The sequence below is a fragment of the Variovorax sp. GW458-11-26-14-LB1 genome (assembly GCF_059423965.1).
In genome coordinates this window covers 1-19,812 of record NZ_JBWKYW010000026.1, presented here as the reverse complement: position 1 = coordinate 19,812, position 19,812 = coordinate 1, and the positions used below count along the sequence as shown (strand labels likewise).

18 protein-coding genes are annotated in these 19,812 nt (G+C 68.9%); 12 read left to right on the top strand and 6 right to left on the bottom strand.

Annotated features, from left to right (window positions below):
• Positions 1-78: 78 nt before the first annotated feature.
• Positions 79-5,184, top strand: a complete 5,106-nt coding sequence (locus tag AC07YS_RS17955) for a DUF5801 repeats-in-toxin domain-containing protein (protein WP_495273897.1) — start codon at positions 79-81, stop codon at positions 5,182-5,184.
• Positions 5,185-5,275: 91 nt separating this feature from the next.
• Here the strand turns inward: AC07YS_RS17955 and AC07YS_RS17950 are convergent, their stop codons facing one another.
• Complete coding sequence (locus tag AC07YS_RS17950) at positions 5,276-6,370, bottom strand: PA0069 family radical SAM protein (RefSeq protein ID WP_495268674.1); 1,095 nt, start codon at positions 6,368-6,370, stop codon at positions 5,276-5,278.
• A gap of 134 nt (positions 6,371-6,504) precedes the next feature.
• On the opposite strand from AC07YS_RS17950, the gene AC07YS_RS17945 reads away from it, so the two are divergent.
• The 6 genes from AC07YS_RS17945 to AC07YS_RS17920 all read left to right on the top strand — a co-directional run bounded on the left by AC07YS_RS17945 (position 6,505) and on the right by AC07YS_RS17920 (position 10,644).
• The gene (locus tag AC07YS_RS17945) at positions 6,505-7,107 is read left to right on the top strand and encodes a GbsR/MarR family transcriptional regulator (protein WP_354347325.1); all 603 of its coding nucleotides are present in this window, start codon (positions 6,505-6,507) and stop codon (positions 7,105-7,107) included.
• A gap of 68 nt (positions 7,108-7,175) precedes the next feature.
• A complete protein-coding gene (locus tag AC07YS_RS17940; RefSeq protein ID WP_495268673.1) occupies positions 7,176-7,607 on the top strand; it encodes a thiol-disulfide oxidoreductase DCC family protein in 432 nt (143 codons plus the stop codon).
• Positions 7,608-7,659: 52 nt separating this feature from the next.
• Entirely contained in the window at positions 7,660-8,601 is a 942-nt protein-coding gene (locus tag AC07YS_RS17935; RefSeq protein WP_495268672.1) for an SAM-dependent methyltransferase, read from the top strand.
• A 30-nt stretch (positions 8,602-8,631) separates the two neighbouring features.
• Complete coding sequence (locus AC07YS_RS17930; protein ID WP_495268671.1) at positions 8,632-9,672, top strand: SRPBCC family protein; 1,041 nt, start codon at positions 8,632-8,634, stop codon at positions 9,670-9,672.
• Positions 9,669-10,289: a DUF4166 domain-containing protein gene (locus AC07YS_RS17925; protein WP_495268670.1), complete on the top strand. Its 621-nt coding sequence runs from the start codon at positions 9,669-9,671 to the stop codon at positions 10,287-10,289. The genes AC07YS_RS17930 and AC07YS_RS17925 overlap by 4 nt, the downstream gene beginning before the upstream one ends.
• A gap of 7 nt (positions 10,290-10,296) precedes the next feature.
• Positions 10,297-10,644 carry a DOPA 4,5-dioxygenase family protein gene (locus AC07YS_RS17920; protein WP_095744544.1) on the top strand — a complete coding sequence of 116 codons (348 nt, stop codon included), beginning with the start codon at positions 10,297-10,299 and terminating at the stop codon, positions 10,642-10,644.
• Here the strand turns inward: AC07YS_RS17920 and AC07YS_RS17915 are convergent.
• The 3 genes from AC07YS_RS17915 to AC07YS_RS17905 all read right to left on the bottom strand — a co-directional run bounded on the left by AC07YS_RS17915 (position 10,641) and on the right by AC07YS_RS17905 (position 13,706).
• Positions 10,641-11,273 (bottom strand): phosphoribosyltransferase, encoded by a 633-nt coding sequence (locus AC07YS_RS17915; RefSeq protein ID WP_495268669.1) that lies wholly within the window; start codon positions 11,271-11,273, stop codon positions 10,641-10,643. The genes AC07YS_RS17920 and AC07YS_RS17915 overlap by 4 nt on opposite strands.
• An 83-nt stretch (positions 11,274-11,356) precedes the next feature.
• Positions 11,357-12,691, bottom strand: coding sequence for a Rieske 2Fe-2S domain-containing protein (locus AC07YS_RS17910; RefSeq protein WP_495268668.1), 1,335 nt, complete (start codon positions 12,689-12,691; stop codon positions 11,357-11,359).
• A 31-nt stretch (positions 12,692-12,722) separates the two neighbouring features.
• The gene (locus tag AC07YS_RS17905; RefSeq protein WP_495268667.1) at positions 12,723-13,706 is read right to left on the bottom strand and encodes a tripartite tricarboxylate transporter substrate binding protein; all 984 of its coding nucleotides are present in this window, start codon (positions 13,704-13,706) and stop codon (positions 12,723-12,725) included.
• A gap of 115 nt (positions 13,707-13,821) precedes the next feature.
• Here AC07YS_RS17905 and AC07YS_RS17900 point away from each other — a divergent pair, with 115 nt between their 5' ends.
• Positions 13,822-14,649 (top strand): helix-turn-helix domain-containing protein, encoded by an 828-nt coding sequence (locus tag AC07YS_RS17900; protein WP_495268666.1) that lies wholly within the window; start codon positions 13,822-13,824, stop codon positions 14,647-14,649.
• 10 nt (positions 14,650-14,659) lie between these two features.
• On the opposite strand, the gene AC07YS_RS17895 is transcribed toward AC07YS_RS17900, so the two are convergent.
• Positions 14,660-15,316, bottom strand: a complete 657-nt coding sequence (locus tag AC07YS_RS17895; RefSeq protein WP_062476661.1) for a glutathione S-transferase — start codon at positions 15,314-15,316, stop codon at positions 14,660-14,662.
• A 91-nt stretch (positions 15,317-15,407) separates the two neighbouring features.
• On the opposite strand from AC07YS_RS17895, the gene AC07YS_RS17890 reads away from it, so the two are divergent.
• The 3 genes from AC07YS_RS17890 to AC07YS_RS17880 all read left to right on the top strand — a co-directional run bounded on the left by AC07YS_RS17890 (position 15,408) and on the right by AC07YS_RS17880 (position 17,733).
• Entirely contained in the window at positions 15,408-16,628 is a 1,221-nt protein-coding gene (locus AC07YS_RS17890) for a polyhydroxyalkanoate depolymerase (RefSeq protein ID WP_495268665.1), read from the top strand.
• A gap of 79 nt (positions 16,629-16,707) precedes the next feature.
• Entirely contained in the window at positions 16,708-16,833 is a 126-nt protein-coding gene (locus AC07YS_RS17885) for a hypothetical protein (RefSeq protein WP_301179195.1), read from the top strand.
• A gap of 243 nt (positions 16,834-17,076) precedes the next feature.
• Entirely contained in the window at positions 17,077-17,733 is a 657-nt protein-coding gene (locus tag AC07YS_RS17880) for an N-acetyltransferase (RefSeq protein ID WP_495268664.1), read from the top strand.
• On the opposite strand, the gene AC07YS_RS17875 is transcribed toward AC07YS_RS17880, so the two are convergent.
• Positions 17,730-18,632: a LysR family transcriptional regulator gene (locus AC07YS_RS17875; protein ID WP_495268663.1), complete on the bottom strand. Its 903-nt coding sequence runs from the start codon at positions 18,630-18,632 to the stop codon at positions 17,730-17,732. The genes AC07YS_RS17880 and AC07YS_RS17875 overlap by 4 nt on opposite strands.
• Before the next feature lie 85 nt (positions 18,633-18,717).
• On the opposite strand from AC07YS_RS17875, the gene AC07YS_RS17870 reads away from it, so the two are divergent.
• Positions 18,718-19,812, top strand: a 1,095-nt coding sequence (locus AC07YS_RS17870; RefSeq protein WP_495268662.1) for an adenosine deaminase family protein, incomplete at its 3' end; no start/stop codon positions are given.

Sequence of the window (19,812 nt, the reverse complement as noted above, 5' to 3'; positions counted from 1 at the left end):
GTGGTTGATCGCCAGTGCATGCAGGTCAATCGGGAGCACTGATTCCAGTCGGCGCATCTTTTCAACCAAGGAGTTCCCATGGCTGCGCTCAACCTGACGGCCGGCTCGACCGTCACCCTGGATGAATCCGCCAATTTGCAGAACCTTGCCGCTACTCCCGCTGCCGCCGGCGACAGTAACGACAATGACATCTCCGCAAGTTCACTGCCCACCGCCTTCAGCACCCGCCTGGCGGCCCAAGGCGTCGGCACCGCCATCAACGCGGCGTTGAGTGGCTACAACGGGACCAACACCGGCACCAACGCCTTCACGTTCAGCGTGACGGGCACGGTCACCGACATGTCCTTCACGGACGCGAACGGCGCGCCGCTCAATGGCCTGGACAGCGGCCTCAACACCGCCGACGGCGAAGACATCTTCCTGTACACCGACGCGACCAACAACAACGTCGTCTACGGAAAGACCGCCCTCAATGTCGTCGTGTTCGCCGCCTACCTGGAAGAGACGGGCAGCCCGGTGAACGGCGCCAAGATCTGGACCGTCCAGTACGAAGCGATGTCGAACCCCGACGCGGCCAACGCCGACGATCCGATCGACCTGACGGACAAGGTCTTCGTCAGCGTCAGCCAGGACACGGAGTTCAACCTCGAGGACGCGCCCTCCGGCCAGAACCTGTTCCTGATGTTCACGACCGGCAGTCCGACCATCGTCGATGGCCGCATCTCCAACGTGTCGATCATCGCGACCGGCAAGGACCCGGCCAACCAGTCCGGGGCCAATCCCAACAGCACCGCCGACGACATCAACATCTCGACCGGCGACACGATCAACACCAGCAAGGCGGGCGGACCGACCACGTTCGGCACCAACAGCCAGATGATCACCGAGCAGGAAGGCATCCGCTTCACGTTCGTGACGGGAGCCCGGGCGGACGTCACCATTCCGAACCTGGACCAGAACGAGGCCGACCTGGAGTCGAACATCGACTTCACCGGCATGTTCGGCGCGAGGACCGCCGACTTCGACGTGGTGCAGCTGCAAAGTGGCAAGAGTGCCCAGGTCAAGATCTCGGCCTTCAGCACGGCGGCGGAGTCCGGCAACAGCTTCATCGACGGCTATGCGGGCGACGCGACGGTGGCGATCACCAGCGTGCGCGTGCTCAATTCCGCCACCGGGGCCGTGCTCGAAACCTTCTCGGCCGGCGCCGAAGGCGGACTGAGTTCGAGCCTTGCCATCACCATCACCGGCGGCGTCGCGACCATCACCGGCGTCGTGGCCGGCCAATCGATCGAGTACACGACGTCGGCGGACCACAACCGCGTGCTCATCGAAAACGGGGCGGCCCTCAATGCCTCGGGCAACACACACGCGGACTTCGACATCGGCGGCTTCCGGCTGCTGAGGTCGTCCACCGCCACGGCGCAGATCGGCTCGCAGATGATCTTCGAGGACGACGGGCCGAGCATCGCGGTCGCCGATACGGCGCCGCCCGACGCATTGACGGTGGACGAGAGCGCCCTGGCCACCAACGCGTCGGCCAGCTTCGCCGACAACTTCTCCAGCACGCCGAGCTACGGCGCGGACGGCGCAGGCACGGTCACCAGCGCCTACGCACTGAGCCTGAAGACCAGCGGCGCGGACTCCGGGCTGGACGACGTGGCCACCGGCAACAGCGTGTTCCTGTTCCTCAACGCCTCGGGCGTCGTCGAGGGGCGCCAGGGCACGGACGCCGCGGCGGCCGCCACGGGCGACATCGTCTTCACGGTGAGCGTCAACGCCGCAGGCACGGTCACGCTCGACCAGGTGCGCGCCGTCGTGCATCCGAACACCGCCAACCCGGACGATTCGAAGACGCTCGCCGCAGCCGACCTGATCGTGCTGACGCGCACCGACACCATCACCGACAGGGACGGCGACCCGAACACGGGTTCGGACTTCCTCAACATCGGCCAGGCCCTGAACTTCAAGGACGACGGCCCGAGCATCGCGGTCGCCGATACGGCGCCGCCCGACGCATTGACGGTGGACGAGACCGCCCTGGCCACCAACGCGTCGGCCAGCTTCGCCGACAACTTCTTCAGCACGCCGACCTATGGCGCGGACGGCGCAGGCACGACCAGCAGCGCCTACGCGCTCAGCGTCAAGAGTGCGGGCGTTGCCTCGGGCCTCGTCGACACCCTGACCAATCAGAGCGTGGTGCTGACCGTCAACGCCGGCGTGGTCGAGGGGCGTACCGCCATCAGCGGTGCGCTGGTCTTCACCGTCAGCGTGGACGCTGCCGGCCTCGTCACGCTCGACCAGCTGCGTGCCGTCGTGCATCCGGACGCCACCAACCCGGACGACTCGAAGACGCTGGCCGCGGCCGATCTGGTCGTGCTGACCCGCACCGACACCATCACCGACAAGGACGGCGACCAGAACACCGGTTCGGACTTCCTCAACATCGGCCAAGCCCTGAACTTCAAGGACGATGGGCCGAGCATCGTGGTGGCCGACACGGCACCGTCCGACACGTTGACAGTGGACGAAACCGCCCTGGCCACCAACGCGTCGGCCAGCTTCGCCGACAACTTCTCCAGCACGCCGACCTACGGCGCGGACGGTGCGGGTACGACCAGCAGCGCCTACGCGCTCAGCGTCAAGAGTGCGGGCGTTGCCTCGGGCCTCGTCGACACCCTGACCAATCAGAGCGTGGTGCTGACCGTCAACGCCGGCGTGGTCGAGGGGCGTACCGCCATCAGCGGTGCGCTGGTCTTCACCGTCAGCGTGGACGCTGCCGGCCTCGTCACGCTCGACCAGCTGCGTGCCGTCGTGCATCCGGACGCCACCAACCCAGACGACTCGAAGACGCTGGCCGCAGCCGACCTGATCGTGCTGACGCGCACCGACACCGTCACCGACAAGGACGGCGACCAGAACACCGGCGCGGACTTCCTGAACATCGGCCAGGCCTTGAACTTCGAGGATGACGGGCCGAGCATCACGGTGGCCGACACGGCGGCCGCCGATCCACTGACGGTGGACGAGACCATCTTCGCAACCAACGCGTCGGCCAGCTTCGCCGACAACTTCACCAGCACGCCGACCTACGGCGCGGACGGCGCCGGCACGGTCACCAGCGCCTACGCACTCAGCGTCAAGAGCGCGGGCGTCGCCTCGGGCCTGGTCGACACGCTCAGCAACCAGAGCGTGGTGTTGACCCTCACCGCCGGCGGCGTGGTCGAAGGGCGCACGGCCGGCAGCGGATTGCTGGTCTTCACCGTCAGCGTGAACGCCGCGGGCCTCGTCACGCTCGACCAGCAGCGCGCCGTCGTGCACCCGGACGCCACCAACCCGGACGATTCGAAGACGCTCACTGCAGCCGACCTGATCGTGCTGACCCGCACCGACACCATCACCGACAAGGACGGCGACCAGAACACGGGCTCGGACTTCCTCAACATCGGCCAGGCCCTGAACTTCGAGGACGACGGCCCGACCATCCTGGCCCGCACCGACCTCATCTACGCGAACACCAGCAACCCGTCGCCTGGCGGCACCGGCACCTTCGACTACGAGATCGGCGCCGACGCGCGGTCGAGCTACAGCGTCTCCAACTCCGACTTTTCAGCGATCACGCTGACCGGCACGGTGGGCAATGCGGCGATCACCAGCCCGACGGTGACCTGGACCTCCGAGACGGCGACCGGCGCCTCGTTCGCCGTGAGCTTCAGCTACAAGCCGGACCCGGGCTCGGCCACCACCACCAACGCGACCGGCACGCTGAGCTTCGACAAGGTGAACGGCACCTACTCGCTCGCGCTGAATGCGCCCATCGCGGGCTTCAACACCGTCTCGACCGGCCAGGCGCTGGGCTTCACCGGCTACACGGTGGGCACATCGACGGTCGACCAGACGCAGCCCGACGTGTCGGTGGCCCAGTTGAGCAGCAACTTCTTCGTGCAGTTCACCGGCTACAGCGAGCCGGGCGGCGGCACCGGTGCCAACAACATCCAGGCGATCGCTCCGGCAGCCCCGTTGGGCACGGCCAACGGAACCGCCTTCGTGAACGGCGAGCTGTTCAAGCAGGCCGGGACGTGGGTGAGCGTGTCCAACCTGGCCAACGGCGTGGCGGGCGACACCATCCAGCAGGGCGAGGTGCTGGACCTCGACTTCTTCGCCGCGAACCCGTTCGGCTTCACGACCGCGACGCCGACCACGCAGGCCGCCGGCATGTTCCTCAAGTTCGACGGCATCGGCAGCGAGGACCTGGTGCTCGTGCTCAAGCTGGTGGACCCGGACGACGGCAGCCGCACGACGAAGGCCATCATCATCGACAACGCCGACATCATCAAATCCGGCGGCACCATCCCGGCCCCGTACAGCATCTCGCTGGACAACAACGACGGCGCGGTCATCATCGAGTCGAACGACTTCAACACCGGCACCGAGAACTACGTCATCGAAGGTGCGCAGCTGCTGGTGTCGACCGAAGGCGTGACGGGCACGGCCATCAACCTCAATGCCCTGACCGGGGCCGGCGGCAACAGCACCACGCTGCAGGAATTCTCGGGAACACCCGGCACGGCCAACCCTGAAGCGGCCACGTCCGACAACGACGTCATCAAGATCTCGGACATCGGCTTCGTCACCCTCAACAGCGGCCAGCTCGACGCCAACCTGCAGTTCTCGCTGGCGGTCAAGGACGCCGACGGTGACGCCACCCCCACGCAGGTGCTGGACGTCGGCATCGTCGGCGGCACCGCCTTCACCGGCGGCGCGGATGACGAAGCGATCCAGGGCAGCACGGGCAACGACACGCTCAACGGCGGCGGCGGCAACGACACGCTGACCGGCGGACTGGGCAAGGACACGCTCACCGGGGGCGATGGCAACGATATCTACGACTTCAATGCCGTGGCCGAGAGTGCGGCCGGTGCGAACAGGGACGTGGTCACCGGATTCATGAGCGGTGCGGACACGCTCGACCTGTCGGGCATCGACGCCATTTCGGGCAACGCGAACGCGGACGACGCCTTCAGCTACCTCGGCGATGCAGCGTTCACCAACGTGGCCGGACAGCTGAGGTTCGACGTCGCCACCCAGACGCTGCAGGCCGATATCGACGGCAACGGCACCGCCGACTTCGAAGTGCAGCTGGTGGGTGTCGTGGCGCCGCCACCGCTGGACGACTTCTTCATGTAGGCCCGGGCATTGCGTGGAAGCGAGGGCGGCCCTACCGACCGCCCTCGTCAGCCGCAACGGCCGGGCCGGGGCGCGTCAGCGTTGCTCGCACTCAGAACAGGCTGCCCTGCCCTTGCGCGCCGGGCGGGCGGAAGGCCCCGGTGTCGAGCGCAATCCGCTCGCGGTTGAAGCCCAGCCGGTGCGTCGCCTTCTGGAAGCGCTGCTGGATCAGGTCGGCCCACAGGCCGGCGCCCTTCATGCGCGTGGCGAAGTCGGCGTCGTAGTCCTTGCCGCCGCGCATCTCGTGGATGCGCGCCATGACGCGCTCGGCGCGCTGCGGGTAGTGCAGCTCGAGCCATTCCTTGAAGAGCGGCGCCACCTCCCATGGCAGCCGCACCACCGTGTAGAAGGCGCTGCGCGCGCCGGCCTCCCAGGCGGCTTCGAGCACCTGCTCCATGTCCTCGGTAATGAACGGAATCTGCGGCGCCACGCTCACGCCCACCGGCACGCCGGCCTCGGCCAGGGTGCGGATGGTGCGCAGCCGCCGGTGCGGCGCGGCGGCGCGCGGCTCGAGCTTGCGCGCCAGCTCGCCGTCGAGCGTGGTCACGGTGACGTACACGGCCGCGAGCCGGTCGGCGGCCATGGGCGCGATCAGGTCGAGGTCGCGCTCGACCGCGCTCGACTTGGTGACCAGCGCGAACGGATGCCGCACCTCGCTCAGCAGCTCGATCACGCCGCGCGTGAGCCGCAGTTCGCGCTCGATGGGCTGGTAGCAGTCGGTGGCGGTGCCGATGGCGAGGTTGCTGGGGCGGTAGCCCTTGCGCCCGAGTTCGGCGCGCAGCACCTCGACGAGGTTGCGCTTGGCGATCAGCTTGGTCTCGAAGTCGAGGCCGGGCGACAGGTTCAGGTAGCTGTGCGTGGGCCGCGCAAAGCAGTAGATGCAGCCGTGCTCGCAGCCGCGGTACGGGTTGAGCGAGCGGTCGAAGGGGATGTCGGGCGACTCGTTGCTGCTGAGCACCGACTTCACGTCCTCGAAGCGCACCTCGGTGGCCAGCGGCAGCAACCCGGCGGCTTCGGCTTCGCCGTCTTCCAGCGTGCCCCAGCCGTCGTCGAAGGCGTCGCGTTCGTCTTTGGAGAACCGGTGCGCGAGCCGCGTGGCCGCGCCTCGGCCCTTGATGATGTGGATGGGAACCTGGGCGGCGGGCATGGCGAGTCCTTGGAAGGAAACAGGAAACAAGGCAAATAACTGTTTATTCATACAGTATTTCACTTTTGATCCAGACATGCACAGTTTTTTATTTCTGTCTTGACAGAAATTCAGGAATTCCTAAACTCGACGCCATGGAACTCACCGACATTCAACGCAAGTTCGTCCTGCACTGGGGCGAGATGGGCTCCATGTGGGGCGTGAACCGCACGGTCTCGCAGATCCACGCCCTGCTCTTCGCGCACGGCAAGCCGATGCACGCCGAAGAGCTGTCGGAAACGCTGGGCGTGGCCCGCTCCAACGTCAGCAACAGCCTGAAGGAACTGCAGGCCTGGAACCTCGTGCGCGTCACCCACACGCTGGGCGACCGGCGCGACTACTTCGAGACCAGCGTCGACGTGTGGGAGCTGTTCCGCACCGTGGTGCGCGAGCGCAAGGAGCGCGAGTTCGACCCCACCATCCGCGTGCTGCGCGAGATCGTCGCCAGCCCCGATTTCCAGAAGGAGCCGCCCGATGCGCAGGACCGCATCCGCTCCACCATGGACCTCATGACCAAGCTCGCCACCTGGGCCGACGAGATGCTGCGGCTGTCGCCCGGCACGCTCGACAAGGTGCTCACGCTGGGCGCCAGCGTGCAGAAGTTCGTGCGCGGCGACAGCCCACCGCCCCCCGCCCCTCCTGGCGCGGGCAAGGGCGACGACCCCGACGCGCACCACGCCAGCCTGCCCATGATCTGAGAAAGGCCGCGTCCTTTTTTTGCCTTCTTATTTCTGTTTTGACTGAAATGTCGAAAACCAAAAGCACCATGACCCGCTTCGCCCCCGCCACCTACCCGCTCACCGTCTACTTCGACGCCACCTGCCCGCTGTGCACGGCCGAGATGGGCGCCATGCAGGCGCGCGACGCCGCCAAGCGGCTGCGCCTGATCGACTGCTCGCCCGCCGGCTTCGCGGACGGCCCGGCGCCGCGCGAGGCGCTGATGCGTTCGCTGCACGCGGTCGATGCCGCCGGCCGGCTGCGCGTAGGCGTGGATGCGATCCGCGCTTGCCGCGCGGCGGTGGGCCTGCCGGCCGGCGGCGCCGTGCTCGACCTGCCGGTGGTCGGCCGGCTGGCCGATCGCGCCTACGCGGTGCTGGCGCGCAACCGCTACCGGCTGCCGCGCTGGCTGGTCCTGCGGCTCGCGGGGCACGGTGCGATCGCGCCGGCCACCTGCGCCGACGACCACTGCAAGCTTTAGAAAAAAACCCACGCTGTCACACACCACCCGCTCACGTCCGAAGGAGTTTTCGATGCCCGACGTCTTCCAGCCCGACTTCCGCCTGCCCGGCACCGCGCGGCCCGCGCCGCCTGCCGTCGAAGGCCGCGTGAGCCGCGAGGACACGCAGGACTATTTCACCGAGGTCGCCGACGACTACCGCGTCTGGAGCCCCAGCTACAACATGCACTTCGGCTTCTGGCGCCTGGGCCTGAACCCGCTGCGGCGCGAGGGCATGCTGATCGAGATGAACCGCACCGTCGGCCGCGCGCTGCGGCTCGACACCGCCACCCGTGACCCGCGCTGCGTGCTCGACCTGGGCTGCGGCGCCGGCGCCACCTCGCGCACGCTGGTCGGCGACGACCCCGCGCTGCATGCGGTCACCGTGACCAATGTGCCGGTGCAGAACGGCATCGCCGCGCGGCTCGACGCCCGCGCCGGCGTGGCCGACCGCGTCGCGCACGTCGAGGCCGACTACACCCGCACCGGCCTGCCCGCCGCCCAGGCCGACGGTGCCTGGGCGCTCGAAAGCGCCTGCTACGCCGAGGGCACCGCCAAGGCCGACTTCGTGCGCGAGGCCGCGCGGCTGCTCAAGCCCGGCGCGCGGCTGGTGGTGGTCGACGGCTTCCTGCTGCGCCGCCGGCCGGGCCGGCTCGCGGGCTGGCTGCACCGCCTGTGGGCCGACAGCTGGGCCGTACCCACGCTGGCCGTGCGCGAGGACTTCACGGCCGCGCTGCGCGCACACGGCTTCGAGGACATCGAGTTCACCTCGCTGCGCTGGCGCGTGGCACCGAGCGCCTTGCACATCCCCGTGCTGGCCACCCGCTTCACGCTGGCCGAACTGTGGAAGGCCCGCGGCAGGCTCAGCCCCTGGCGCCGCAAGCACATCGTGGCCAGCTACTGCGCGCTCGCGCTGGGCATGTTCTGGCGCGACTTCGACTACGCCATGGTGACGGCCCGGCGCAGCGCCAGCTGAGACATCACAAAAAGAGGAGAAGAGATTTCCATGCGCACCGAGCCCGAAGAAAGCAAACTCGCCGACCTGCCTGCCAACGACGACGTGCCGGCCCCCAAGCCCGTGCGCGGCATGCCCTTCGGCTGGTTCTGGCCCATGTTCGCCGGCGCGGCGCTGGCGCTCGTGCTGCGCCTCGTCTTCAGCGGCGGCCCCGGCCAGCCCTTCTCGGCCATGCTGGGCTCCTTCGTCTATTTCGCGCCCGCGGCGTGCGGCGCGGTCACGGTGTACCTGGCCGAGCGCATCGAGCGGCGCAGCTGGGGCTACTACCTCTGGGCGCCGTGGGTGGCCACTGCGCTGTTCGTCGGCGGCACGCTGATGGTCTTCATCGAGGGCATCATCTGCGCCGCCTTCATCGTGCCGCTGTTCGCGGTGATGGGCAGCGTCGGCGGGCTGGCCATGGGCATCGTGTGCCGCATCACCAACTGGCCCAAGCCCGCGCTGTACAGCGTCGCCCTGGTGCCGCTGCTGCTCGGCGGCATCGAGCCGCAATGGCCCAACCCCGACCAGTTCTCGAACACCTCGCGCACGCTCTTCATCGCGGCGCCGGCCGGGCGTGTGTGGCACGAGCTCAACGCCGCGCGCGACATCCGCCCCAGCGAAGTCGGCGACGCGTGGGCCTACCGCGTCGGCGTGCCGATGCCGGTGTCGGGCGTGACCGTCGACACGCCCGAGGGCCGCGTGCGCCAGGTGCAGTGGCAGAAGAACGTGCGCTTCGAAGAGGTCGTCACCGAGTGGCAGCCCGATCGCCTGCTGAAGTGGCGCTTCCGCTTCACGCCCGACTCCTTCCCCGCCGGCGCGCTCGACGACCACGTGATGATCGGCGGCCAGTATTTCGACCTGCGCGACGCCACCTACACCCTGACCCCGCGCGACGGCGGCACCGAGCTGCGCGTCGCGGTGTCGTGGCGGCTGAGCACGCGCTTCAACTGGTATGCGGACCCGGTCATGCAGTTCCTGCTTGGCGACGCTTCCGAGAACATCCTGCGCTTCTACAAGGCGCGCAGCGAAGCCACCGGGGCGGTGGCGGGATGAGCAGCGCGCCACCCGTCTTCCAGCAGGCGCTCGGCCCTGCGTGGGACCAGCTCGGCGACGTCATCCGCCGGCACTACACGATGGCGCCGTTCTCCGACGATTACGTGTGCGTGCGCGGCACGATGCGCGAGGTCTGGCACGCCCCGTGGGCCGCGCTGCTGATGCCCTTCGGCCGGCTGTTCGGCGCGCTGGTTCCGCACCAGGGTACCCAGGTGCCGATCGAGGTGCACTACCGCTGCCACCCCGACGACTCTAATCTCTACTGGGACCGCGTCTTCCACTTCCCGGGCAGGCCGCCTTTTCATTTCCGCTCGCACATGGAGCACGGCGCGGCACAGGGCAGCGAGGTGATCGAATACGTGCGCTTCGGCATCGGCATGCGCCTGGCGGTGAGCGCGGAAGACGGCGCGCTCGTGTTCCGCGACCGGGGCTACATCTGGCGCCTCGCGGGGCTGCGCATTCCGCTGCCGCTGGGCCTCTTGCTCGGCACCGCCTACGTCGAGGAACGGCCCGATCCGTCCGACCCCGACCACTTCACGATGAAGATGCTGCTGCGCCACCGCTGGTTCGGCGATGTGTTTCGCTACAGCGGACGCTTCCGCCTCGGTTCACAATGAGCCCACCATGCCGCGCCGCCCCGAAAACCTCTACGCCCAGTACCACGCCCACATCTACTTCGCCCCCGCCACGCTGGCGCAGGCGCGCGAGCTCAGCGAGCGCGCCGGCCGCGAGCTGATGGTGGTGGTGGGCCGGGTGCACGAACGCCTGGTCGGCCCGCACCCGCACTGGAGCTGCCAGCTGGCCTTCGACGCCGCCGAGTTCGACGAGGTCATCGGCTGGCTCGACGCGAATCGCAACGGCCTCGACGTGTTCGTGCACGGCGTGACCGGCGACGACTTCGCGGACCACACAGCCCATGCGATGTGGCTGGGCGAAGAGAGCGCGCTCGACCTGCGGATGTTCAGGCGCTAGGCCTGCGCCAGCAGCGCGCAGACCTCCTCATCCGTCGTTTGCGAGAAATCTTCATACCAGGCACCGACCGCGCGAAACACCGTCGGGCAGCGCACGCACAGCACATCGTCGGCCTCGCGCTGCAAGGCCTCGCAGGCCTCGGGCGACGCCACGGGCACGGCGGCGACCACGGTGCCGGCGCCCTGTCGCCTCAGCCCGCGTACCGCGGCGCGCATGGTGGCACCGGTGGCGAGTCCGTCGTCGATCACGAGCACCGTGCGGCCTTGCACCTCGCACGCCGGGCGATCACCGCGATAGACCTGCGCGCGGCGCGCCAACTCGGCGAGCTCAGCACGGACCACGGCATCGATCTCCGACGGACGCAGGTCCAGCGTGCGCACCAGGTGTTCGTCGATCTCGGGCACGCCGTCGCCCGCGAGCGCGCCGAAGGCGTACTCGGGTTGTTCAGGCAGGCCCAGCTTGCGCACCACCAGCACGTCGAGCGGCAAGCGCAGCGCGCGGGCCACCTCGAAGGCCACCGGCACGCCGCCGCGCGGCAGCGCCAGCACCACGGCATCCGAAAAACCGCCGCGCCGCTGCAGCAACGCAGCGAGCTGGCGGCCGGCCTGTGCGCGATCACGAAACTTCACGGCGTGTGCTCCCGAGATGGAATGTTCACACGCTGTTCGCGCCGAGGCGAGCCCCTGCGCAAAGACCCGGATCACAGCGTGCGTTACGCAGCCTCTTGCGTTTCCACCTCGGCGTCGGACGCGCCGCCGTGCACCTTGAAGAAGCGCGCACCCTCGACCTTCTGGCCGATGGCCGCCTCGTAGGCCGCGCGCACATCGTCGGGCTGCCCTGCCTGCCCGAAGAAATCCTTCAGATACGGCCCCAGCAGCGGATGCGCGGCCAGTTCCTCGCGCGACAGGCCGTGCAGCATCTCGTCGCGGCAGGCCGACGGCAGGAACACGTCGCGGTTCTTCTCGGGGTCGCGGATCAGGCCCTTGGGCTCGTGCGCCGGGTCGGCCTGCATCGACTCGAGTTCTTCGAAGAAGCGCCGGCGCATCATCACGATGCCCTTGTCGCTCTGGCCCAGCTTCTCGCGCGTGCGGTCGGTCACGGTGCCCTGCCCGACCCACACGACGAAGTCCTGGTTTGCGACGTGGCTGGTGATCCAGCGGCCCGTGGCCGGGTCCTTGATGGGGCCGTACCACGAGGGAATGCGTTCCTGCACATAAGGCTCCTGCTCGGTCGGCACGCGGCTGAGCACCCACAGCACGCTCAGCGTGTGGTGGTCATCGATGGGCACGCGCCATTCGAAGTGGTGGCCGAGGAAGAAGCCGTTGGGCCACAGCGTGACGCGGCCGGTGGTCCACATCACGTTGTCTTCGCGCTCGCCGCCGCGCAGGCGCTTGTAGACGAAGCCGTGCTCGAACTCCTCGAAGGCGAGCTTCAGGTGCGTGGGCACGTAGGGGCCTTCGTCGCCCTGCAGGCGCGTGGTCCAGTTGTTGTGCGTCCACTCGAAGTGCACGGGGTCGATGGAGTTCTCCTGGCACTGGAACCAGTTGCAGGGAATCTCGGCGAACACAGCCTGCGCGAAACCGTTCTTGCAATTGAAGAGCTCCCAGTCGGGCAGCAGCGGCGCGGGCTGCGGGCCCATGTAGGCCCACAGCAGGCCGGCCTTTTCCTGCACGGGGTAGGCCTTGATCTTCGTGTTTTTGCGCATGCGCGCGTCGGGGTCCAGCGTTTCTTCAAACGGCTGGTGGATGCACTGGCCGCTCGTGTCGTACTGCCAGCCGTGGTAGCTGCAGCGCAGGCCGCACTTCTCCACGTAGCCGTACGACATGTCGGCATTGCGGTGCGGGCAGCGGCGGTCGACGAGGCCGTAGTTGCCGCTCAGGTCCTTGTAGAGTACGAGGTCCTCGCCAAGGATGCGCAGCGGCTTCACGGCCTTGTCGTCGAACTCGCTGGCGCCGGCGATCGGGTGCCAGTAGCGGCGCAGGTAGTCGCCCATGGGCTTGCCCGGACCCACTTCGGTCAGCAGGCGGTTCTTTTCTTCGCTCAACATGCATCGTCTCCTTGTCTGCGGGTGTGTAGGGTCAGTCGGCGCGGATGCCGAACTCGCGCACCAGCTTGCCGAAGCGCTGGTCGTCGTCGGCGATCTGGCGGGCCAGCACGGCCGGCTCGCCGCCCACGGGCTCGATGCCCAGCGCGGCCATGCGGGCCTGCACGTCGGGCATCTTCAGGATCTCGTTGACGTGGCGGTTGAGCGTCTGCACGACCTCGGCCGGCATGGCCTTGGGCCCGAGCAGGCCCATCCAGGCGCTCACGTCCATGTCGCGGTAGCCCAGCTCCAGGAAGGTGGGCACGTTGGGCATGAGCTTCGTGCGCTGGCGTTCGGCCACGGCCAGCGGCACCAGCTTGCCGGCGGCGATGTGGCCTGCCACCGCGCCGGGCGTGATCCAGCCCACGCTCACGTGGCCGCCCAGCGTGTCGTTGACCACCGGTGCCACGCCGCGGTACGGCGCGTGGGCAATGGCCACGCCGGCGTCCTTGTTGAAGAGCTCGCCCGCGATATGCATCGGCGAGCCCGCGCCCGGCGTGCCGTAGGTGAAGGCCTTGCCGGCCTTGGCGCCGGCCACGAGCTGCGCCACGTTCTGGATGCCGCTCGTGGGCGCCGTGACCATCAGCACCGGGATGTTGCCGGTCTTGACGATGGGGGTGAAGTCTTTCACCACGTCGTGCGCCACGCCGGGGCCGGCCTTGAGCACGTGCTGCGCGATGGGGAAGGTACTGGGCGTGAAGAGCAGCGTGTAGCCGTCGGCCGGCGCCTTCGCGACCCAGGCGTTGCCGATCATGCCGCTCGCGCCGGGGCGGTTGTCGACCAGCACCGGCTGGCCCAGGCGCTGCGCGAGCTTCTCGGCGTAGGTGCGCGCGATGGCGTCGGTGTCGCCGCCGGCCGGGTAGGCGACGACCAGGGTGATCGGCTTCGCAGGCCACGATTGCGCCAGCGCCGCTGTCGCGGCGCACAGCAAAAGAATGGCTCCTGCAGCGGCACGGACCATGTTTCGTTGGTGGAACATCTTGCGTTTTCCTTCTCGGTGAGACGACGTGGGGGTGTCGTCGGACTGTAGGAATGGCGCCGCGCGGCCAGAAGATATAGTTTCACTGGATGAACCTTTTTTCTTCGGAGGCGGCATGTCGGACACCAGCGGCGCGCACAGCGTGAAGTCGATCGACGCCCTGCGCCGCGGGCTCGACGTGATGCTGGCCATCCAGCGTTCGTCGGCCGTCACGCTGCAGGAGCTGCACCGGCAGACCGGCTTGTCGAAGGCCACGCTGCTGCGCATCCTGAAGACGCTGCAGCAGGCCGGATGGGTGGAGCGCAACGAGCTGGAGAAGCGCTACGTGCCCACCTCGGCCACCGGCCAGTCGGGCGCCGCTGCAGCATGGCGCACGCGGCTCACGGCCCTGGCCGCATCGCCGCGCGCCACGTTGCAGCGGCTGGTGCCGTGGCCGATCGACCTCGGCGTGCGCGACGGCACGGCGATGCTGATCCTCGACACCGACCGGCCGCGCAACGGCCTCGCGGTGAACTACCGCGCACTGGGCTTTCGTCCGCCGATGCTGCTGTCGTCGCTCGGGCGTTGCTACCTCGCGTTCTGCCCCGAGGACGAGCGGCGAGAAATCGTTGCCGCACTGGCGCGTTCACCCAACGATTTCGACCGCGGCGCGCGGCGCCCCGACAGCATCCGCCGCATGGTGGCGCATGCGCGCGACCAGGGCTACGCGGCGCGCGACCCCACGTCCACCAGCCTCGATTCGCCCGACCGCTTCGGCGCGGTGTCGGTGCCGGTGCGGCTGGGCGAGCACGTGGTGGGCTGCCTCAGCTGCGCATGGCTGCCGGCGGTGAAGAGCGAGCGCGAGATCGTGTCGGCGCACCTGGGCGACCTGCAGCAGGCCGCGCAGAGCATCGAGCGCCGGCTGCGGCAGGACGGCCTCGGCCTGCCGCCTGCGAGCGCGTGAAGAAGCAGCGTCAGAACTCCGCGTCGAGCTCGTCGATCTCGTCGGGCTCCTGCAGCGCGGCGGCCACCCATTCCTTCATGGCGGGCAGTTCCATCACGCGCTTGCAGTACGCGGCGCACACGCTGTCCAGCGCCACGTCGTAGCTCAGGAAGCGCGTGACCACGGGCGCGTACATCGCGTCGGCCATGCCGGGCTGCTTGCCGAACAGGAAGGGGCCGCCGTAGGCCTTGAGGCACTCGCGCCAGATGGCGACGATGCGGTCGATGTCGCCCTGCGCGCGCGACCACACCTTGAAGTTCTTGAAGCGGGCCTTGATGTTCATCGGCAGCGCGCCGCGCATCGAGGCGAAGCCCGAGTGCATCTCGCCGCAGATGGCACGGCAGTGCGCGCGCGCCGCGGCATCGGCGGGCAGCAGGCCGGCCTTGGGCTTGATCTCGTTCAGGTACTCGCCGATGGCCAGCGTGTCCCACACCTTGATGCCGCCGTGCTGCAGCGAAGGCACCAGCATCGACGACGACAGCAGCAGCATCTCGGCCTTCATGGCCGGGTCGTCGGGCGGAATGACCTTCTCGCTGAAGTCCAGCCCCGCGAGCCTGCACATCAGCCAGCCGCGCAGCGCCCACGCGCCATAGTTCTTGCTGCTGATCGTGAGAACGGGTTTGGCCATCGCGACACTCCTTGGACGATGCGTGCTGTGTGCAAGCGCCGTGCCACGAGTCGCCATGCTTGTTGGCCCACAACTTGCCTGCAACCCGTGCATGCTGTACCGCGCTTACCAGAACCAGGCCGACCTGCTCTCGCCATGGCGGCTCACCGCGCAGTACCTGGGCCGCGCCCTCTGGCAGGACGGCACCGAGCGCACCGCGCTGCGGCGCATGGCCGCGCGCTGCGAGGTCTTCTCGCGCATGCGGCTCACCCACACGCGGCCGGCCTACGGCATCGACAGCGTGGTGGTCGACGGCACCGACGTGCCCGTGCACGAAGAGGTCGCGCTGGTCTCGCCTTTCGGGACGCTGTTGCACTTTCGCAAGGCACACACCGAAGCGGTGCACCCGCGCGTGCTGCTGGTCGCACCACTGTCGGGCCATTTCGCCACGCTGCTGCGCGAAACCGTGCGCACCCTGCTGCGCGACCACGACGTGTACCTGACCGACTGGCACAACGCGCGCGACGTGCCGCTGTGGCAGGGCCGCTTCGGGCTGGACGACTACACGCTGCAGCTGATGCGCTTCGTCGAGGCCGTGGGCCCGGGCGCGCACATGGTCGCCGTGTGCCAGCCCTGCGTGGCCGCGCTGGCCGCGACCGCGCTGATGGCGGAAGACGATCACCCGGCCACGCCGCGCAGCCTCACGCTGATGGCGGGACCGGTCGATTGCCGCATCAACCCGACCGGCGTGAACGTGCTCGCGACCAGCAAGCCCATCGAGTGGTTCCGCCGCAACCTCATCAGCCACGTGCCGTGGCCGCATGCGGGCGCGATGCGGCGCGTGTACCCCGGCTTCCTGCAGCTCACGGCCTTCATGAGCATGAACCCCGAGCGCCACAAGAAGCAGTTCGAGGACATGGAGCGCCTGCTGGTCGAGGGCGAACTCGACAAGGCCCGCACCATCGCCGAGTTCTACGACGAGTACCTGGCCGTGAACGACCTGCCGGCCGAGTTCTACCTGGAGACCGTCGAGCGCGTGTTCCAGACCTACGACCTGCCGCGCGGCGTGCTCACCGTGGCCGGACGCACCGTGAACCCTGCGGCGATCCGGCGCACCGCGCTGCTCACGGTGGAAGGCGAGCGCGACGACATCTGCGCGGTCGGCCAGACCGTGGCCGCCCAAGACCTGTGCAGCGGCATCCGCCCGTACCTCAAGACGCACCACCTGCAGGCCGGCGTGGGGCACTACGGCGTGTTCAGCGGCAGCAAATGGAACACGCAGATCTACCCGCGCGTGCGCGAGACGATCCACGCGGCCGACGAACTGCACTGAGCGCAACCCGCGTTCAATCTGGCAGAGACCGCGGGGGCTTTGGTTGCCCGAACACCCCCGGCTTCCTACAATCGACCCTATGAACGTCATGGTTTTCATCCCCGGTTTCGATCGCGCGGCGGCCTCTGCGGCCCCGGGCGACGCGCGCGTGCGCGCACCCGCGGCGATGACGGCGAGGTCGCAGCAGACCCTCGCACATCCCTGAGCCCGGCGGTCAGCCTCCTTTTTTCTTCAGCGCACATCGACCGTCGGGCACCCGCCCCGCGCGGTCGCGCGTCCTGGCTTTGATCCGCCCGGGCGACGCACCACTTCCCCCAGCGTCCGACCTTCTTTCCGCCTCCGGCCCCGTGCCGCGCGGAAGGACCTCGCCCGCTTCGCCGTCGTGTTTCGTCGTGAGGATTTCCCCATGGTGGCTCTTGCCTGCTCCCCTTCCGTCCCTTTTTCGCCTTTGCCTGCCCTGCCGCCCTGGCCCGCATGGCTGTCGTTCGACGCGCTGCGCCGCCGCCTGCTGCGGCCGGCCGAGCTGCGCATCGACGTCGATCCGAAGAAGGGTCGCCCGAGCGAGCCGCTGACACCGGTGTACGAGCGCATGCGCGCCATGGGCGAGCGCGTGCAGGACCTGCCCGCGCTGCGCCTGGACGACCCCGACCTGCGCGCACGTTTTCGCGAGGCCGACGGCGAGACCTACGTGTACATCGAGGACGTGCGCCACCAGCGGCTGGTCGGCTACACCGTGTTCAACCGCCTGATCGAACTCGACCGCCGCGCCGACCGCCACATCCGCGCGCCGCATTCGCAGTACGACCCCGCCTACCAGCGGCGCGGCCTGGCCACGGCCGTGTACCGCTGGGCACTGGGCAGCGGCATGTGCCTGATGAGCGGCGCGCGCCAGTCGCCGGGCGCCCACGCGCTGTGGTTGCGCCTGGGGCGCGACTACACGACGGGCTTTGTCGACTTGCGCGAGAAACGGCTGAGCTACCTGGGCGACGAGGTGGACGGCGACACGCTGTCGCAGCTGCACACGCGCATGTTCATGCTCGGCGAAGGCTGGACGCTGGAGCGTTTCAGCAGCGAAACGCGCATGGCGATGTTGGAAACTGCCTAAGCCTGCGGCAACCGCTCGCGCAAAAACCCGATGAGCTCCTGCGCCGCCACGTTGCGCATCGGCCCCGGCAGGTAGGCCAGCACCACGCGCCGCTCGATGCGCGGCGCCGACAGCGGCACCACGGCCAGCTCGGGGTCGCGCAGCGACGAGGTGTACAGCTGCGGCATCAGCCCCAGCGCCTGCCCGCTGCGCACCAATGCATAGAGCGTTTCGGAATAGCTCACGCGGTACGGCTGCGCGCCCTGCGCGAACTGCGCGCGCGCCGGGTCGCCCAGCGCCGGCATGCTGCCGCTTTCGAACAGCACGAGGCGCTCGCTGCCGATCGCCTCCCAGCGCGCCTCGCCGGCCGCCGCCAGCGCGTGGTCGCTGCGCACCACCAGCACCAGCGGATCACGGAACAGGTCGATGCATGCCAGGCCGCCCGGCGGCTCGGTGATCGCGGCCACGGCCATGTCGAGCTGGCCGCTGCGCAGCTCGGCCAGCAGCACCGTGGAGGGCGCGTCGCGCCAGGCCAGCTCCACCTCGCCGCGCTGCTGCAGGAAGCCGGCCGCCGCCGCCGCGACGCGCGCGCTGGCCGAAGGGATCACGCCCACGCGCACGTAGGCCCGGCCGCGCTGCACCGTGCTCTCGATGTCGCGCAGCGCCACCTCGAAGGTGTGGACCAGGAAATCGGTGCGCGCCAGCACCTCGGCGCCGACGGGCGTGAGCTCGAGCCGGTGGGTGGAGCGGGTCAGCAGCTCGGCGCCGAGCAGCTTTTCCATCTGCTTGATCGCGTTGCTCAGCGCGGGCTGCGTGATGGCGAGGCGGCGCGCCGCGCGGCCGAAGTGCCCTTCCTCGACCAGCACCGAGAAACACTGCAGCTGGCGCAGCGTGAGCGCACGCAGGGGCAAGGCGGCCATGGGCGTCCTGGTTATCGATTCAATGAATCAAATTATAGAAATTCAAAATTTTCCTTATGAGCACGCACTGCCTAGACTGCGCCGCATGACCCTTGCCGCGCCTGCGCCCGCCACCGCTCCTTTCACGCTCGAAGCGATGCTGCACGCCATTCCCAAGGTGGAGCTGCACTGCCACCTTTTCGGCACCGTGCGCCACGAGACCTTCCGCCAGCTCAACCGGCGCGCCGGTGCGCCGCTCGCCGACGCGGAAATCGACGGCTTCTACACGCGCGGCGAAAAGCCCGTGGGCGTGCTGCGCGTGCTGCGCGCGCTCGACGCCCAGCTGGTGCGCAGCGCCGACGACCTGTACCAGCTCACCCTCGAATACCTGCAGGACGCGGCCTCGCACCAGGTGCGCTACGCCGAGTTCTTCTGGAACCCGACCGGCACGGTGCACGGCTCGGGCATTGCCTACCCGCTGGCGCAGGGCGCCATCGTCCGCGCGATCCACGATGCGCAGAAGGCGTTCGGCATCACCGGGCGGCTCATTGCCGCCATCGACCGCGAGGCCAGCGCCGAGGCGGCCGTGGAGATGGTCGAGTGGGTCCAGGCCCACCGCTGCGACGAGGTGATCGGCATCGGCATCGACTACCGCGAGAACGACCGGCCGCCCGAGCTGTTCGCACGGGCGTATGCCGAGGCGAAGAAGGCCGGCCTCAAGACCACCGCGCACGCCGGCGAGTTCGGCATGCCCTGGACCAACGTGCGCACCGCGCTCGAGCTGCTGCAGGTCGACCGCATCGACCACGGCTACACGGTGGTCGACCAGCCCGACTTCGCGCGCCAGTGCGCCGAGCGCGGTGTGATCTTCACCGTGGTGCCGACCAACTCCTACTACCTGCGCACGCTGCCGCCCGAGCGCTGGGCGCTGGACCACCCGATCCGCCGCATGCCCGGCCTGGGCCTGCGCATCCATCCGAACACCGACGACCCGACGCTGCACCAGGTCACGCCCACGGGCGCCTGGCTGATGATGGTGCGCGACTTCGGCTTCGGCCTGGACGACCTGCGCGGCTTCATGCACAACGGCCTGGACGGCGCGTGGATCGACGACACGCAGCGCCGCCAGTGGCGCGCCGAATGGAGCGGCGCCTTCGACGCGCTGCGCGCCCGCCTGCCCTCCGAGCCCACGCCTTCCGCC